Here is a 16803-nt window from a genome sequence, read left to right as displayed (position 1 = left end):
GAATTCCTCAGATCGAATCGATGGGGGTGTGCCAATAGCGCCGGGCCACACGGCGCCACGCCTGCATCTCGAGTCCGGCCCGCGACAGCCGCGCGGTGACGGCGCCCGAAACGTCGGAGCGCGCCATCGTCACCCCCAACTCACGATAGCGCGAAATCACATCGGGGTGAGGATGCCCGAAACGGTTGCGGTACCCGACGGCGAACCAGGCGGACTGTGGATGCACGGCGGCAACGAACGCCGGCGTCGACGACGTCGCGCTGCCATGGTGGGGAACCACCAGCACGGTCGATTCCAATGCGGCGCCGCTGCGCAGAATCTCCGTTTCCGCATCGCGCTCGATGTCGGCGGCGACGAGCACGCTCCTGCCTCCCGCCTCGACCCGCAGCACGCAACTGCGCGCATTGTCCCGCACCGTGGCTGCGGGGGATGGATTCGACGGATACAGCATGGCGAAGTTCACGCCGCTCCACGTCCACGACTGGCCCGCCACGCACTTCAGCACACGCGGATGGCTGCCCAGGGCTGGGCTGGACGCGGGAAGCGATGTGAGCACCGAATCGATGGCCATTCCCCTGACCAGTGACCTGGCGCCACCGGTGTGATCGCGATCGTCGTGGCTCACCACGAGTGCGCCGAGCCGGTCGATTCCCTCCCCTCGCAGATACGGCAGGATCACCCGGCTCGCGCTGTCGGCTTCCGCCGACCATCCGGGGCCGGTGTCGAAGAGCAGCGCCTGGTCCCGCGTGCGCACCAGCACCGCGAGGCCCTGGCCCACGTCCAGCATCGTGACGAGCGCTTCCTCCTCCGGCAGCGGATCCGGCCGGAATGCCACGAGCGGAAGAAACGCCAAGACCCCCACCCACCGGGAAGGGAAACCCCGCGGAAGCAGGAGCCACAGCGCTCCTGCACAAGCCAACGGCACGGTCCAGGCGGGCGGTGCGGGCTGGACGTACTGGGCCCAGGACCATGCGGCGATGGTCGAAAGAGCGGTGTGCAGCCAGTCCAGCAGCCATGCCGCCAGCTGCGCCGGACCGCTCCAGGGCAGGACGGTCGCGGCCAGCGTCAGCGGGACGACAGCCAGACTCACCAGGGGAATCGCGAACGCGTTGGCCAGCGGCCCGACGATCGACACCTGCTGGAACATCGCCACGAGCAGCGGCGTGAGCCCCAGGAACAGTGCCCATTGGGCGCGTGACCAGCGGTGCGCGGCTGGCGTGGACCTCTCTTCCCTCCCGCCGGCGAACATGAGCCAGGCCACGGCACCGAACGAAAGCCAGAATCCCGGCGAGATGACGGCCATGGGATCCGCGGCAACGACCACCGCCAGGGCCAACCCCAGCGTGTCCCAGGGCGTCACCCGCATGCGCAGGCGGCCCGCAATCACGGCCGTGGCCAGCATCCACAACGTGCGCTGTGCCGGCACGGCGAATCCGGAAAGCATCGCGTAACCGAAGGCGGTGGCCAGTCCGCCCAGGCGCCGGCATCGACGGCAGGCAGGGCTCGAACCAGGCGCGAGGAACGGCGCCACAGTCTCGACACGGCGAATCCGGCGACCGCACCGAGCATGGTGATGTGCAGGCCCGAGATGCTCATGAGGTGGTTGACGCCGGTGCGGGTGTAGACCTGCCACTGCTCGGCGGTGATCGCCTGCTGGTCGCCGATGGCCAGCGCGACGAGCACGCCGGCGAAGGCGGACTCCGGCACCGCCGCGAGCAGATGGCTGCGCAGCGATGCCCGCCATCGGTCGATGCCGCCGGAGAACTGCCAGGGCACCGGGCGTTCCCGGCTGAACGGCTCGCCGGTGCGGACGTAACCGGTGGCGCGAAAGCCGCGCTCCAGCAGCCAGCCTTCGAAATCGAATCCGTGCGGGTTGTAGGTTCCGTGAGGCCGGCGCAGCCGAGCCGTGAACACGAGGTGCTCGCCCGCCTCCACGGGCGGTTCCGTCGTCACGGCCGGTTCGGCGGGATCATCCATCAACGTGATCAGCAGCCGATGTGGAACCTCCGCATCGGGCGTGATGACCCGCTCCGTCTCGACACCGAATCGCCATCCGCTCGCGGTCCGCTCCGGAAGACCGGTCACCGTGCCGCGCAGCCGCACGTCGCGTCCCTCCCACCGTGCGGGGAGCTCGTCCGCGAGCCGCCAACCGCCGTAGGCGGCCGCCCAGTAGAAGCCCGCAGCGAAGCACGCGAGGCCCAGGGCCAGACGGCTCGCGATGCGAAGCGCCGCCGGCGATGCGTTCCACCAGTACCGCGCACAAAGCAGCAGCGGAACCAGAATGGACGCCGCCGCCAGAGAGGGAAGCCGGGGTTGCTGCTGCAGCAGCCAGGCACCTGCGGCGAAGAAGGCGGCCGGACCCACGGGAGCAATGCCGTCAGTGTCTCGGGAAGGCCGCAGCCGGATTCGCGCTTCGACGCTGCGCGGCGCGACCTTGCGGATTCCTCATCGTGCCGGCTCCGGGCTTGCAGCCGTCAGGCCGCTTGGAGCCGGCCGTCTTCGAGCCTGAGCACGCGGTCCATCCGTCCCGCGATGCCCATGTCGTGCGTGACGATCACGAGGCTCGTGCCCAGACCGCGATTGAGCTCCAGCATGAGATCGAGCACTGCCTCGGCATTGCGCCGATCCAGATTGCCGGTCGGCTCGTCGGCGAGCAGTGCCGCCGGCTGTGTGACGAGCGCCCTGGCGAGCGCGGCCCGTTGCCGTTCACCGCCCGACATCTCGCCGGGAACGTGCTGCAGCCGGCTGGCGAGACCCACGCGTTCGAGCATGGCGCGCGCGGCCTCGTGAGCCTCCTTCTCCGCCGTGCGGCGGATGTACAGCGGCATCGCGACGTTCTCGAGCGCGCTGAACTCCGGCAGCAGGTGGTGGAACTGATAGACGAAGCCCAATGCGCGGTTGCGCAGTTCGCCCAGCGACCGCGGCGACAGCCCCTGCACCGGTTGACCCATCAGCGCAACCTCGCCGCCGCTCGGCGCATCCAGGCCGCCCAGAAGATGCAGGAGCGTGCTCTTGCCCGATCCCGAGGCCCCCACGATGGCGATCGTCTCGCCGCGCCGCACGTCGAGAGCGACACAGCGGAGCACGTCCACGGGCGCCACGCCCTCCGCGTAGGTCTTGGCCAGTCCGCGGCAACGGATGACGGGAGCTGCTTGACCGGTTTCACTCATAGCGCAAGGCGGCTGCCGGATTGATCCGGGCCGCTCGATAGCTCGGATACAGGGTGGCCAGAAGAGTCAGGAAGAAGGAGACCACCGCGATCACCACGACGTCGGCCTGGTGCAGGTCCGAGGGCAGTTCGCTGATGTAGTACACGTCCTTGTCGAGGAACTGGACACCGAACGTGCGCTCGATGAGGGGGACGACGACGTCCACGTTCATGGCCAGCAGGATGCCGGCGACGACGCCGATGACGGTGCCGGCAAGGCCGATGAGCGAACCCTGCACCACGAAGATCCGCAAGATCGCGGCAGGCGATGCGCCCAGGGTCCGCAAGATCGCGATGTCGGCCCGCTTGTCCGTGACCGCCATGACCAGCGTGGACACGATGTTGAAGGCGGCCACCGCCACGATGAGTGTCAGGATGATGAACATGACCCGCTTCTCGATCTGCACGGCGCGGAAGAAATTCCCATGGCTGCGGGTCCAGTCGCTGACCGTGACGCTGCTTCCGAGGGATGTCGCCAATTCGCGACTGATCTCCGGCGCATCGAACAGATCCGTCAGTTTCAGCCGCACACCGGACACGTCGTCGTTCATGCGATAGAGCTTCTGCGCGTCGGCGAGATGCATGAGGGCGAGGCCCGAGTCGTACTCGTACATGCCGACCTCGAAGAAGCCCACCACGCGGAATTGCTTGATCCGCGGCAGCACACCCGCCGCCGTCACCTGCCCCTGCGGGGCGATGACGGTCACCTTTTCGTTCAGCCGCACGCCGAGATTGCGCGCGAGTTCGAGTCCCAGGACGATGCCGAATTCGCCCGGGCGGAGAGCCGAGAACAATCCGCCCTTCATGTGGCGGCCGATGTCGGCGACGGAATCCTCCAGTTCGGGCAGCACGCCGCGAATGACGGAGCCTTGCACCGTCTGATCATAGGACAACAGGCCTTGCGCGTTCACGTAGGGCGCCGCCGCGGTCACGCCGGGATGCTGCCGGGCGCGTTGCGCCACCGTCTGCCATCCGGATAATCCGTCGCCGGCGCCCGTGAGCTGCACGTGCGCCGCCACCCCGAGGATCCGTGTCCGCAACTCCTTCTGGAAGCCGTTCATCACCGACAGCACGACGATCAGCGCAGCCACGCCGAGCGCGATGCCTCCCATCGACGTCATGGAAATGAAGGAGATGAAGTGATTGCGGCGCTTGGCCCGCGTGTAGCGCAGGCCCACGAAGTATTCGAACGGAAGCACGGAGGACCGGGGGACGGTGGACAGCCGGATTGTGCCAGAGCGGCCCGCAATTCCCGGGCTGGAATCCATTTCGCTTGGTCCGGGGCAATACGAGACTCTGCAGAGCAGCGCGCCGGCCGTTCCAGTACCCGCCCCTTTCGAGTTTCACGCACTTTCGAGACCGCTTCCCATGCGCAGCCTTCACTTTCTCGTGCCCGGCCTGTTCTGGCCCGACATGACCGACCCGCGGCCCTATACCGGTCTCGAACTGCCGGCGCTGGAACGGATGCTGGCCAAAGGCCGGCGCCATGCCCATCCCGTCGCCGGCGTGGAGGACTGGCTCGGCCAGCAATGGGGGTTCGCCTCCTCGCCCGCGCCCTTCGCGGCCCTGCTCGTCCAGCGAGGCGAGCGGCAGGCGGGTGAAGCGGTCTGGATGTGCGCCGATCCGGTCAACATGCAAGCCCGGGGCGCCGAGATCTTCCTCACGGCCGCCGAGTCGCTGGAGATCCTCGAGACCGAGGCCGCGGCGTTGATCGAGGCATTGAACGCCTTCTTCGCTGCCGACGGCATCTCGTTCCTGGCCATCGCTCCGGACCGGTGGGTGGCCCGCCTTCCATCGCAGCCGGACATGCAGACGACGGCGCTGTCGGCCGCGCATGGACGGCCCATCGACCGGTTGTTGCCGCAAGGCGACGGCGCGCTTCCGTGGATCAAGCGGTTGAACGAAGCGCAGATGCTCCTGCACGGCCATCCGGTCAACACGGCACGGGAAGACGCCGGGCATCCGCTGGTCAAGAGCCTTTGGTTCTGGGGCCCCGGACGGTACGTGGCTCCATCCAGGCGGCCGGTCGATCGCCTCTTCTCGGACGATCCGCTGACAACCGCACTCGGACGCGCCAGCGAGACCGAAGCCCTTCCGGCTCCGGACGATGCGCAACCGGTACTCGCCGCGGCGACCCGTGAAAGTGTGCTCTTCGAGTATTCGAGATGCCGCCGGGCGGCCGATTCGGCGGATGTTTCGGCTTGGCAGTGCGCGCTTCAGGCGTTCGACGAGCAGTTCCTCGAACCAGCGCTCACCGCGCTTGGCACCGGCATGCTGGACAGGCTGAGGCTGACGGGCATCTCCGGCCAGCGGAGCATGCACCTCCATCTGGGCCGGCTCGATCTTCTGCGGTTCTGGCGGCGTGGGGCCAAACTGGGCGTGCCCGCCTAGGGATGCCAGCGGGCCGCGCCGGCCTGCAACGTGTCCGGAGCCGGCTTCCTTCTCCCGGAAAGCGTACTTGGCAGACGCCGGTCTGTGCAGGATCCGCCGAGGCGCACCCTGACAGGAATTACGTTCCCACCTTGAGACCCGCAGTGAGGGCGGTGAGATCGCTGGCGAGCGCTTCGAGGCGGCTCACGGATTCCTGACTCCGCGCTGCGGCGGCGCTGTTCTCGTCCGCCATGCGGGCGATGCGCTCCACGTTGGTGGCGATCTCTGTGCCGGCCACGCTCTGCTCGTTCATCGCCAGCGAGATCTCCGCCGACTTGGCCACGGCCATCTCGGCTGCGGTGCGGATCTCGGTCAGCGCATCGACGGCCTCCTTCACCAGGCGCACGCCCTCCTCGACGCGTTCCGATCCCCCGCGCATGCCTGTGACGGCATCCGATGTCTCCTTCTGGATGGCCGAGATCATGGTGCCGATCTCGATGGTCGCGTGGCTCGTGCGTTCGGCCAGCTTGCGCACTTCGTCGGCCACCACCGCGAACCCGCGGCCCTGCTCCCCGGCTCGCGCCGCCTCGATGGCCGCGTTGAGCGCGAGCAGATTGGTCTGATCTGCGATGTCCTTGATCACCTTGACCACGTCGCTGATCTGTTCCGAGCGCATGTTGAGCGATGCGATCGCCTGCGCTGACGCGCGTACGGATGTCGCGATGGCGGCCGTCTCGTCGGCCGCTTTCAGTGCGACGGCTTCGCCCTGCACCGACAGCTGGTTCGTCTTCTGCGAAAGCTCGCGCGAGTCCTGCGCGTTGTCCGTCACACCGGTGAGACTGGCATTGACTTCCTCGAGCGCCGCCGCGACGCGGGAGGCCGACTCGCTCTGGGTGCGCGAACCGTCCAGCACGTGCCGCGACTCGTTGCGGACCAGGACGACCGCCTCGCGCACGCTGTCGGACGCACGCTTCACACGGACGACGAGGTCGCGGACCTGGTCGGCCATGCCGTTGAAGGCCCGGGCCAGTTCACCCGCCTCGTCCGCGCTGCTGACTTGCGAGCGCACCGTGAGATCGCCCGAGCCGAACCGCTCCGCATCGCGCGCCAGCAATTCGAGCGGCCGGAGTTTCCTGTGCAGCGAAAAGTAGATGGCGGCACAGCCGGCGAGAATGACCGCCAGGCCCAGGCCGCCCAGAAGGTTGCCCAGGACGACGGCGTCGGAGTGCAGTTCGCCCAGATCGACCGATGCCCCGAAGATGCGCTGCCAGGAATCGAGCTTCGTGAACACGTAGAGACGCCCATCCTTTTCCAGGGCTCCTTGCCCTTGCTGCAGGATGTCCGCGTAGGCCTCGAGGCCGCCTCCGCTCACGTTCTTTCCCTTCGCCTCCGGATGAACCACCAGTTCGCCGCGGGAGGCCTGCTGGGACGCATCGATGACGAAGTAGTGCCCTTTCTCGCCGATCCGCGCCGCACCGATCTCCGAATGCAGCTTGGCGAGGCCTTCCGTGATGTCGAAACCCACGAACAGGATGGCGACCGTGCGGCCGCCGGCATCCTTCACGGGGCTGTACTTGGTCATGTAGTCGCGCCCGAACAGGCTCGCCTTGCCCAGATAGGGCGTGCCTTCCAGCATGCGCGGAAAGGCAGGATGCTTGGTATCCAGCAAGGTGCCCAGGGCGCGGCTGCCGTCCTGCTTCTTGACCGACGTCGTCACGCGCAGGAAGTTGTCGCCCATGCGCACGAACACCGTCGCCGTGCCCCCGGTCATGCGGCTGAACCCGTCCACCTGGGAGAAATCCAGATTGAGCGTGCCCGAATTGGCCGTCACTGCGGGCGATGCGTGCTCGCCCACCTGGATGGTGCGGCCCGGGTCGACCCTGACGTTCCCGCCCAGCATGGACTCGAAGACGTGGCTCAGGCGGTCCGCGTTGGATTTGGCCGTGGCGTCGAAGGTCTCGAACTGGCTTTCGATCAGCTTGAGCCTCGCCCCCAGTTCCGTGGCGCCCCGGCTGTCGAAGATGCTGGACGCGCGCAGATACGCGAGCAGGGAGATGCCGACGATGGCTGCGATGAAGATGCCGCAGGCCAGCAGGCTCACCTGCGTGGAGATGCGCGTTTTCTTGTTCGGGGTCATGAAGTGGGACTCCCCAGGTTTGACCATGGGATGAAGTCGGCCGCGCCCGTTCTCGCACGACAGCTCGCGTTGCGGACAGGGCAAGCTAATATCGAAGCCGTCGGGGGGGCCCTTGAGCGGTTCGATTACCAAATTCATGCAAACAATCATCGAGCGGACCGTTCCGCAGGACGCCATGGCGCGTTTGATGCACCACGGCGTGGACCCCGTCCTTGCCAGGGTTTTCGCCTCGCGCGGCATTCGCGGCCCGGACGAACTTGAACTGGGTCTGGACCGTCTGGCGTCGTATTCCGCCCTGGCAAATGCCGAAGACATGGGCGCCGTCCTGGCCGATGCCATCCAGGCCGGCAAGCGCCTGCTGATCGTCGGAGACTACGACGCGGATGGCGCGACGGCCTCGGCCGTGGGGTGCCTTGCACTGCGCCGGTTGGGTGCGAAGATCGACTCGCTGGTCCCGAACCGGTTCGAATTCGGCTACGGGCTCACCCCCGAGATCGTCCGCATCGCGGCGCAGCGCGGGCCCGATCTCATCATCACCGTGGACAACGGCATCGCCAGCCTCGAAGGCATCGACGAGGCGCGCCGTCTCGGCATTCCCGTACTGGTGACCGATCACCATCTTCCGGGCGCGGAATTGCCGCGGGCGGAACTCATCGTCAATCCCAATCAGGCCGGATGCGCGTTTCCAAGCAAGAGCCTGGCGGGTGTCGGGGTAATGTTCTACGTGGCCATGGCCACGCGCGCGCAGTTGCGGCAGCGCGGCGCCTTCGCGCATCAGCCGGAACCGAACCTCGGAGACCTGCTGGACCTTGTGGCACTGGGCACCGTGGCGGACGTGGTGCGGCTGGACGGCAACAACAGGATCCTCGTGGCGCACGGACTGAAGCGGATTCGGGCCGGCAAGACCCGTCCCGGAATCTCGGCGCTGGCGCGGGCGGCGGGCCGAAGCCTGTCCCGGGCCACCTGCTACGAACTGGCTTCGTGCTGGGCCCGCGCATCAATGCAGCCGGCCGCCTGGAAGACATGTCGGAAGGCATCGAGTGCCTGATCACCGTCGACGAATCACGCGCACAGACGCTGGCCGGCCGCCTCGACGCACTCAACCGCGAGCGCCGCGGCATCGAATCCGAGATGCAGACGGCCGCGCTCGCCTCCCTCGACTCGGTGGGCGTCACCGATGGAGTGAGCCTGGTGCTGCACGACGCGGGCTGGCACGCCGGGGTCGTCGGTCTTCTCGCCTCGCGCCTGCGCGAGCGTTTCCACCGTCCGGTCCTGTGCTTTGCCTCCGGACCGGACGGTGAACTGAAAGGATCGGGCCGGTCCATCCCGGCGCTGCACTTGCGCGACGCGCTGGACCTTGTCGACCGCCGGCATCCCGGACTCGTGCTCCGTTTCGGCGGCCACGCGGCGGCAGCGGGTCTGTCCATTCTGGAACACCAGTTGCCGGCGTTTCGCAGCGCATTCGAGCGCGTGACCGCCGAGCTGCTGTCGCCGGCGGATCTGCAGCGAGTCATCGAGACGGACGGTTCTCTGGACCCGGTGCTGCGCACGCTGCCGCTGGCCGAAGCACTGCAGAACGAAGTGTGGGGACAGGGATTCGCGCCCCCCTCCTTTGCGGATGGATTCCGGGTGGTGTCGCAGCGTCTGGTAGGCGGGGCACACATGCGGCTGGAGGTGGTGCCCGACGACGGGCTGCGTGCCGGGCCGTCCATGTGCGCGATGCTGTTCCGGCACGATCAGCCGGTCCCGCCAAGGATCCACGCCGCCTACCGGCTGGACGTGAACGAATGGAATGGCAATCGCACGGTGCAGCTCCTGGTGGATCACTGGCACGCCGCGGAATGACGCCTGCCCGTGGTCGACCGGACTGCCGTTTCCCGCAAGGAGGTGCCCGATGCTGCAGGAATGGCTGAACGCCGAGGGATTCGAACAGCTCGATTCATTCCTGACCAGCGCCGCCATCGGCCTGCTGATGGGGGGCGAACGGGAACGCCGGCAAGCTGCGAAGGCGGGTCTGCGCACGTTCACGCTCATCGCGCTCCTGGGTGCGAGCCTCGCGCTCGTCGCACAGCGCACCGGGGGTGCCCTGGCTGCCGGCAGTCGGCCTCCTCATGACCGGCGCCATGATGATCGCCGTGTATCTGGCGGCACCCATCCCGGACGACCCGGGTACCACGACCATCGTCGCGGCGCTCCTGTGCTTCTCGCTGTCCGTGATGACCGTGGCGGGCGACCCGCAGCTCGCCCTGATGACGGCGATCGGCGCCACCGTGCTCATGTACTTCAAGTCGGAGCTGCGCGGACTCACCCTGCAGCTCGACCGGACGGAGCTCATCTCCATCCTCCAGTTCGCGGTGCTGTCGTTCGTGATCCTTCCGCTCCTGCCCGACCGGAACATGGGGCCCTACGACGCCATCAATCCGCGGCAGATCTGGCTCATGGTGGTGCTCATCTCCGGCGTGAGCCTGGCCGGTTATCTGGCCCTGAGATTCGTCGGGCAGCGCCACGGCACGTGGCTTTTGGGCTTGTTCGGCGGCCTCGTGTCCAGCACCGCCACGACGCTGGCGTACGCCCGGCATGCGCGCGACTCCGATGAAGCCGTGCGCATCTCGGCGCCGGTCATCGCCATCGCGAACATCGTGGTGCTGGCCCGCCTGGCGCTGGTCATCGCCGTCGTGGCGCCGGAGATCTGGATCGACGTCGTGCCGGGTCTGGCCGCAGGCTTCGTTCTCGGCGGCATCGGGGTCGCGCTTCTGTGGCGCCGCTACGACACGTCGGACGCCGCGCCCATGCCAGCGGTGCGCAATCCTGCCGCCATGAAGGTGTCCATCGTGTTCGGGCTGCTCTACGGAGGGGTGCTTCTCGCGGCCGCGTGGCTGCGCGATCTTGCCGGCCCTTCCGGTCTTTATGCGGTCGCACTCGTCTCGGCCTCACGGACGTGGACGCCATCACCCTCTCGTCGCTTCGTCTCCACGACCTGGGGCAGGTCACAGCCGGGATGGTGGCCATCACCGTGGCGATCGCGGTCCTGTCCAACAACGCCTTCAAGCTGGGGATGGCCGCACTGTCAGGCGGCAGGGCGCTGGCACTGCGGTGTGCCGGGCCCATGGGGGCCGCGATGGCGGGACTGGTGCTGGGGCTCTTCCTGCCGCGGTTCGTCTGAGAACCCGGCGGCACGGAACTTCGCATCTTCCACCCGCAGTGCCTGAGTCGCGGCATGCGCATGACTCACGGCTTCCCTAGGTGAATCGCGCGCCGCAGGCTAAAATCGGCGTTTCCCCGAACTGCCTGCGGCACCCTCACATCATGGAACCGGAACGCATCAACGCCATCTCGCAGCACATCCAGGACCTGGGCGCGCGCGCCCAGGAACTGCGGAGGTATCTTTGACTTCGATACCAAGAAGTCGCGCCTGAGCGAAGTCGTCCGTCTCACCGAAGACCCGAAGATCTGGGACGACCAGAAGCGGGCGCAGGATCTGGGCCAGGAGCGCAAGCCGCTCGAGGCCATCGTGCTGTCGCTGGAGAACATCGGCTCCGGCCTGTCCGACAACCAGGAACTCTTCGATCTCGCCAAGGACGAAGGCGACGACGAGACGCTGGTGGCGATCGAGGGGGACGTCGACGGCATCGAGAAGATGGTGGCGGATCTCGAATTCCGCCGCATGTTCTCGAATCCGATGGACCCCAACAACTGCTTCATCGACATCCAGACCGGCGCGGGCGGCACCGAGGCCCAGGACTGGGCGTCCATGCTCGAACGCATGTATCTCAAGTTCGGCGAGCGGCGTGGTTTCGGCGTGGAGCTGCTGGAGGAGTCTCCCGGCGACGTGGCCGGCATCAAGAGCGCGACCATCAAGCTGACCGGCGACTACGCCTACGGCACCCTGCGCACCGAGACCGGCGTGCACCGGCTGGTCCGCAAGTCGCCCTTCGATTCGAACGCGCGGCGCCACACGTCCTTCGCCAGCGTGTTCGTCTACCCGGAAGTCGACGACTCCATCGAGGTGGAGATCAATCCTGCCGACCTTCGCATCGATACCTTCCGCGCAAGCGGCGCCGGCGGCCAGCACATCAACAAGACCGACTCCGCCATCCGCATCACGCACCTGCCCACGAACATCGTCGTCCAGTGCCAGAACGACCGGTCGCAGCACCGCAACCGCGCGGAGGCCATGGCCATGCTGAAGGCACGTCTGTACGAGCTGGAACTGCGCAAGCGCGAAGAGGAGAAGCAGGCGCTGGAGGACTCCAAGACCGACATCGGCTGGGGGCACCAGATCCGCTCCTACGTGCTGGACCAGTCCCGCATCAAGGACCTGCGCACCAACGTGGAGATCGGCAACACCCAGGCCGTGCTGGACGGCGACCTGGACGACTTCATCACCGCAAGTCTCAAGATGGGCGTGTGACGTCCGCTCGCCCGAACACCCCTTTCGCCCACCGCACACGGCTCCGTTGCCCATCATGACCGACGAACAACAGCAGATTCCCCGGGACGACAATCAGATCATCGCCGAGCGCCGGGCCAAGCTCGCCGAGCAGCGCGGCAAAGGCAACGCGTTCCCCAACGACTTCCGGCGCGCGGATCTCGCGGCGGATCTCCACCGGACGCACGACGGCAGGACCAACGAGGAACTCGAGCCGGCGGGCGTGAAGGTCTGTGTCGCGGGCCGCATGATGCTGAAGCGCGTAATGGGCAAGGCGAGTTTCGCGACGCTGCAGGACATGTCGGGTCGCATCCAGCTCTACGTGACCAACGACGGTGCCGGCGCCGAAGTGCACGATGCCTTCAAGCATTGGGACCTCGGCGACATCCTTGGCGCGGAAGGTTCCCTCTTCCGCACGCGCACCGGCGAGCTCACCGTGAAAGTCACGGGCATCCGGCTGCTGGCCAAGGCGCTGCGGCCGCTGCCGGAGAAATTCCACGGTCTCACGGACCAGGAACAGAAGTACCGCCAGCGGTACGTGGACCTCATCGTCACGGAAGACGCCCGCCGCACCTTCATGGCGCGCTCGAGGATCATCCAGGCCATCCGCGAATTCCTAGTCCAGCGTGGATACCTGGAAGTCGAGACGCCGATGATGCACCCCATTCCGGGCGGCGCTTCCGCCCGGCCCTTCGTCACTCACCACAACGCGCTGGACATGCAGCTGTACCTGCGCATCGCGCCGGAGCTGTATCTGAAGCGCCTGGTCGTGGGCGGATTCGAGAAGGTGTTCGAGATCAACCGCAACTTCCGCAACGAGGGCATCTCGACCCGGCACAACCCCGAATTCACGATGCTCGAGTTCTACGAGGCCTATCAGGACTACCGTTACCTGATGGACCTCACCGAGGCGATGTTCCGGGAGGTCGCGCAGAAGGTCCTCGGCACGGTCAAGGTGCCCTATCAGGGACAGATCATCGATCTGGGTGCGCCCTTCGCGCGGCTCACCGTATCGCAGGCGGTTCGCCAATATCACCCGCACATCACCGAAGAGCAGATGGCGGATCGGGGCTGGCTCGTGCAGCAGTTCGAACGCATGGGCGTGGACTACAAGAAGAGCGATGGCCTCGGCGGACTGCAACTCACCTACTTTGAGGAAACGACCGAGCCGAAGCTCGTCCAGCCGACGTTCATCGTCGACTACCCGGCCGAAGTGTCACCGCTCGCCAGACGCAACGACCACAACCCGGAGATCACGGACCGCTTCGAACTGTTCATCACGGGCCGCGAGATCGCCAACGGCTTCTCCGAGTTGAACGATCCCGAGGACCAGGCCGAGCGCTTCATGGAACAGGTGCGGCAGAAGGATGCCGGCGACCACGAAGCCATGCACTTCGACGCCGACTACATCCGGGCACTGGAGCACGGCCTGCCGCCGACGGCGGGCGAAGGCATCGGCATCGACCGTCTCGTGATGCTGCTCACTGACAGCCCCAGCATCCGCGACGTGATCCTCTTCCCGCACATGCGGCCCGAGGACTGACCCTCAGGGAGGATCGGTTCTCCTCCCCAGGGCCAGTCTCCGGGAAGACGTCTCAGACAGACGCCTTGCGCAACCTGCGGCCCGCCCAGCTCAGGACACCCAGCCCCACGCCCATGAGGGCCCACGATTCCGGCTCGGGAACGGGCTGGGTCACATAGGTCCGGAAGACATGGTCGGATTCCGAGTTGAACGCCGACCCCGCAGCCGATTGGTAATAGCCGCTGCCGCCCGCGTAATCATCGGTCTGGGAATACGCGTACGCGGAGTTCCGGTTGCCTTCATTGGGCACGAGCTCGAGCGTGATCACGTCGCCGGCTGACACCATGATGCCGGCACCGCTCACGTCGTAGCCGACCCAACCGGTCACCAGAAACGTGAATCCGGCATCCAGGGAGGCCACTCTCTGGAAATCGACGCCCTTCGCGTTGTCGATCAGCACTGACCCCGGGGCGCCCGCGGTGTTGGCATCCGGCCCGGTCCACGTGCTCACGTCCAGATCGGAGACCGCTTCGAGGAACTGCTCGTCGCTGGGATCGCCCGCGAAGCCGATGTTGCGTCCCAGACCGATTTCGATGCGGGTCAGCAATCCGCTCAGCCCGACCGTCACTGTCTGGACCCGCCTGAATCCGCCCGAATCGCTCGCGAACTTGCTGGCGAAGGGTGCCAGACCCGGATCTGTCGTGAAGCCGTTCTCCTGGTCGAGCACTCCGGCGGCCCACGCCCCGGAATGGGTGGAAAGGAGCGCCGCTCCTGCCAGCGCAGCCATACCGGTCATTCGACGGAGCATTGAAGATCTCATGGGATTCCCCTTGTTCATTGTTCTTTCCTCGGCGCCGCATGAGTGACTGCGGCGATGTCCTGCGATCCATGATCTGCCGCTGCCTCGAGGGCGGCTGAAAACCGGTGACCGACCGACCCGCCTCCGGATCGGCCTGGGCATGCAGCAAGGTTCGAACCTTCCACGATGGAGCCGCGCCGCTGCCCCGAGAAACAGGGCCGGCGTTCGAGCCGGACCGGACGGCGCGAAGGAACCTGTAAGCATCCTCGACACGACGGCCGGTTCGTCGGCCGAGGGACGACTCGCCCCAGAACTCGACGAACCCTGCCAACGACGGCGATGCCCCTTCGCTGTCCAGGCGGTACACTCGCCCGAGCCCGACGGGCACCACTCAAGGAGGAGAAGATCACCATGGCAAGTCACGCCACAGGAGACGGCGGCATTCCGCCGCGCGACGCAGGAAAACGCGGTCTGAAGCGCATCATGACGCTGGGTGGCGCCTACGGCACGCGCAACTACACGGTCAAGGACCTGCGCGACGCCAAGGGCAAGCGGGTGCTGTGCGAGACCCTTCCCTTCTCCCCGGAGGAAGCGGCGGCGGCCGAGGAAGCCGGCATCGACACGATGAAGGTTCGCTTCGATCCCAAGCGGCCGGAACTCGCCGCGGCCATCCGCAAGGCGGCGCCCAACACGTTCATGTCGTTTTCCGTGCCTTTGGTGGCGGCTGCCAGCGTGGACGAGGCCGTGCGGCTCGCCTACACGGCCATGGAACTGGGTGCCGACGCCATCATGTGCCAGTGGTCGCCACGCTTCATCGCCGCGGCTGCAGAGGCGGGCGTACCGGTACAGGGCCACGCGGGGCTGGTCCCGCGCAAGAGCACGTGGACCGGGGGACTGCGCGCGGTGGGCAAGACCGTGGAAGAAGCCCTGTGGGTCTACCAGGAAGTGAAGCGCATCGAGGACGCTGGAGCCTGGGCCGTCGAGGTGGAGGTCATTCCCGGACCGCTCCTGGCCGAGATCACCAAGCGCACGACGCTTCTCACTTCCTCCATCGGCGCCGGCAGCGGGGGCGACATCCAGTTCCTGTTCGCCGAGGACATCCTGGGAAGCAATCCTCCGCCCTACCCCCGTCACTCCAAGCAGTACCGCGATCTGCACGCGATGAAGCAGGCGATGCAGGCGGAGAGGGTCGGCGGGTTCAAGGATTTCATTGCCGACGTCCGCTCCGGCGGCTTCCCGGCCCCGCAGCACGTCATCGAGGCGCCCGAAGGCTTGATGGATGCGTTCCTGAAGCAGGTCGAGAAGCGCTGACGCGGCGCCGCGTCGCGAGAGCTCCGGCCGGACGCTCCCGCGACGCGAGGGGCGATCCGCCCGCAGGGCAACCGGCGCATGGAGAACAGCGCGAAATCGCCTGTCGCCATCGGCCATGTGGCTTCGAAATGGCCGTCGACGCCACTTCCATCGAAGTTCGCCGCGCCCGGAACCCGCGGTCCCGCCCGACCTCCCCGGACTCGGCGGGGACGATCCACGCACGCCTGTTCGGCAATGCGGATCCTCAGGCCGCCTAAGCCCCTGCGCTCGGGCGAGCGGATACCGCCTCGTGCCACCTGACGACGTTCGCGCAGCGTGCCGGAATGGCGATGTCGATCCGCTTGCCGAACTCCACCGCCAAGAACGCCGTGATGTCGGCAATGGTGAAGGCAGGCCCCGCAAGAAAGGCGTTGTCTGCGAGATGCCGGTCGCACAGTTCGAAGAAGCGCTCCATCCGTCTCTTGCCTTGATCGATCAGTTCCGGAACCTGCGGATAGCCGCCGGGCACGCCAGCCACCCGCCGGTCCGTGAACAGCGGCAGCGCATTCCGCGCCGCTTCGCCGGCTGCCATGAATCCTTCGAGCTCCGCCCGCCGGTTCCACATCTCGACGATGGCCTGGTCCTTGGCGCCCGTGCCGAAAAGCGGTGGCTCCGGATACAACGCCTCGATATAGCGGCAGATGGCGACCGACTCGCCGATGCAGGTGCCGTCGTCCAGTTCCAGCACCGGCACCACGGCGAACGGATTGATCTTCGCGAACTCGTCGGTGAACTGCTGACGTTCCCTCACGTTCACCTGGACGGTGGGAATACTGACGCCCTTCTCGGCCAGAAACATCCGCACACGCCGTGGATTCGGCGCAAGCGTGAATTCGTACAGTTTCATGATTCAGTCGCTCTCCCTGTGGAACTCCAAAATCGTCGGGGTCAGGTCTTGCCTTTTGCCTCGACTGCGGAAGTCAATTCCGAAGGTGTGCGCCCATCTCTTGTTGGACGACCAGCGGGCCACATCGCAGTGGACCGCGAC

At 66.8% G+C, this 16803-nt stretch carries 11 protein-coding genes and 2 pseudogenes; 6 read left to right on the top strand and 7 right to left on the bottom strand.

The window, feature by feature from the left end:
• Positions 1-7: 7 nt before the first annotated feature.
• From IPK20_09090 to IPK20_09075, 4 genes are all read right to left on the bottom strand, one after another.
• On the bottom strand, positions 8-1444 hold the full coding sequence (locus IPK20_09090) for a DNA internalization-related competence protein ComEC/Rec2 (GenBank protein MBK8016853.1): 1437 nt from the start codon (positions 1442-1444) through the stop codon (positions 8-10).
• Positions 1384-2364, bottom strand: a complete 981-nt coding sequence (locus tag IPK20_09085) for a ComEC/Rec2 family competence protein (protein ID MBK8016852.1) — start codon at positions 2362-2364, stop codon at positions 1384-1386. The genes IPK20_09090 and IPK20_09085 overlap by 61 nt, the downstream gene beginning before the upstream one ends.
• Positions 2365-2474: 110 nt before the next feature.
• Positions 2475-3170, bottom strand: a complete 696-nt coding sequence (gene lolD, locus IPK20_09080) for a lipoprotein-releasing ABC transporter ATP-binding protein LolD (protein ID MBK8016851.1) — start codon at positions 3168-3170, stop codon at positions 2475-2477.
• On the bottom strand, positions 3163-4476 hold the full coding sequence (locus IPK20_09075; protein ID MBK8016850.1) for a lipoprotein-releasing ABC transporter permease subunit: 1314 nt from the start codon (positions 4474-4476) through the stop codon (positions 3163-3165). Before IPK20_09075 ends, lolD begins: the two co-directional genes overlap by 8 nt.
• A gap of 100 nt (positions 4477-4576) precedes the next feature.
• On the opposite strand from IPK20_09075, the gene IPK20_09070 reads away from it, so the two are divergent.
• On the top strand, positions 4577-5599 hold the full coding sequence (locus tag IPK20_09070) for a hypothetical protein (GenBank protein MBK8016849.1): 1023 nt from the start codon (positions 4577-4579) through the stop codon (positions 5597-5599).
• 118 nt (positions 5600-5717) lie between these two features.
• Here the strand turns inward: IPK20_09070 and IPK20_09065 are convergent, their stop codons facing one another.
• The gene (locus IPK20_09065) at positions 5718-7715 is read right to left on the bottom strand and encodes a methyl-accepting chemotaxis protein (protein ID MBK8016848.1); all 1998 of its coding nucleotides are present in this window, start codon (positions 7713-7715) and stop codon (positions 5718-5720) included.
• A gap of 136 nt (positions 7716-7851) precedes the next feature.
• Between IPK20_09065 and recJ the strand changes: the two are divergent.
• The 4 genes and pseudogenes from recJ (at position 7852) to lysS (ending at position 13687) form a co-directional block, all read left to right on the top strand.
• Positions 7852-9560 (top strand): annotated as a pseudogene (gene recJ, locus IPK20_09060) (single-stranded-DNA-specific exonuclease RecJ).
• Between the two features lie 49 nt (positions 9561-9609).
• Positions 9610-10878 (top strand): annotated as a pseudogene (locus IPK20_09055) (MgtC/SapB family protein).
• Between the two features lie 143 nt (positions 10879-11021).
• Positions 11022-12126, top strand: a protein-coding gene (gene prfB, locus IPK20_09050) for a peptide chain release factor 2 (GenBank protein ID MBK8016847.1) whose coding sequence is annotated in 2 segments (ribosomal slippage) — positions 11022-11102 and positions 11104-12126 — 1104 coding nt in all. Because the reading frame shifts where the segments join, the coding sequence is not laid out codon by codon here.
• A gap of 55 nt (positions 12127-12181) precedes the next feature.
• Positions 12182-13687: a lysine--tRNA ligase gene (gene lysS, locus IPK20_09045; GenBank protein ID MBK8016846.1), complete on the top strand. Its 1506-nt coding sequence runs from the start codon at positions 12182-12184 to the stop codon at positions 13685-13687.
• Positions 13688-13739: 52 nt separating this feature from the next.
• Here the strand turns inward: lysS and IPK20_09040 are convergent, their stop codons facing one another.
• Positions 13740-14012, bottom strand: a complete 273-nt coding sequence (locus IPK20_09040; protein ID MBK8016845.1) for a PEP-CTERM sorting domain-containing protein — start codon at positions 14010-14012, stop codon at positions 13740-13742.
• Positions 14013-14876: 864 nt separating this feature from the next.
• Between IPK20_09040 and IPK20_09035 the strand changes: the two genes are divergently transcribed.
• Positions 14877-15776 (top strand): 3-methyl-2-oxobutanoate hydroxymethyltransferase, encoded by a 900-nt coding sequence (locus tag IPK20_09035; GenBank protein ID MBK8016844.1) that lies wholly within the window; start codon positions 14877-14879, stop codon positions 15774-15776.
• Between the two features lie 253 nt (positions 15777-16029).
• Here IPK20_09035 and IPK20_09030 read toward each other — a convergent pair whose 3' ends face one another.
• Complete coding sequence (locus tag IPK20_09030) at positions 16030-16662, bottom strand: glutathione S-transferase family protein (protein ID MBK8016843.1); 633 nt, start codon at positions 16660-16662, stop codon at positions 16030-16032.
• Positions 16663-16803: the final 141 nt, after the last annotated feature.

Source organism: Betaproteobacteria bacterium (assembly GCA_016713305.1).
Taxonomy (GTDB): domain Bacteria; phylum Pseudomonadota; class Gammaproteobacteria; order Burkholderiales.
Note: the sequence above shows the minus strand (reverse complement) of the source record. Positions and strands in the feature narration are given on the sequence as shown.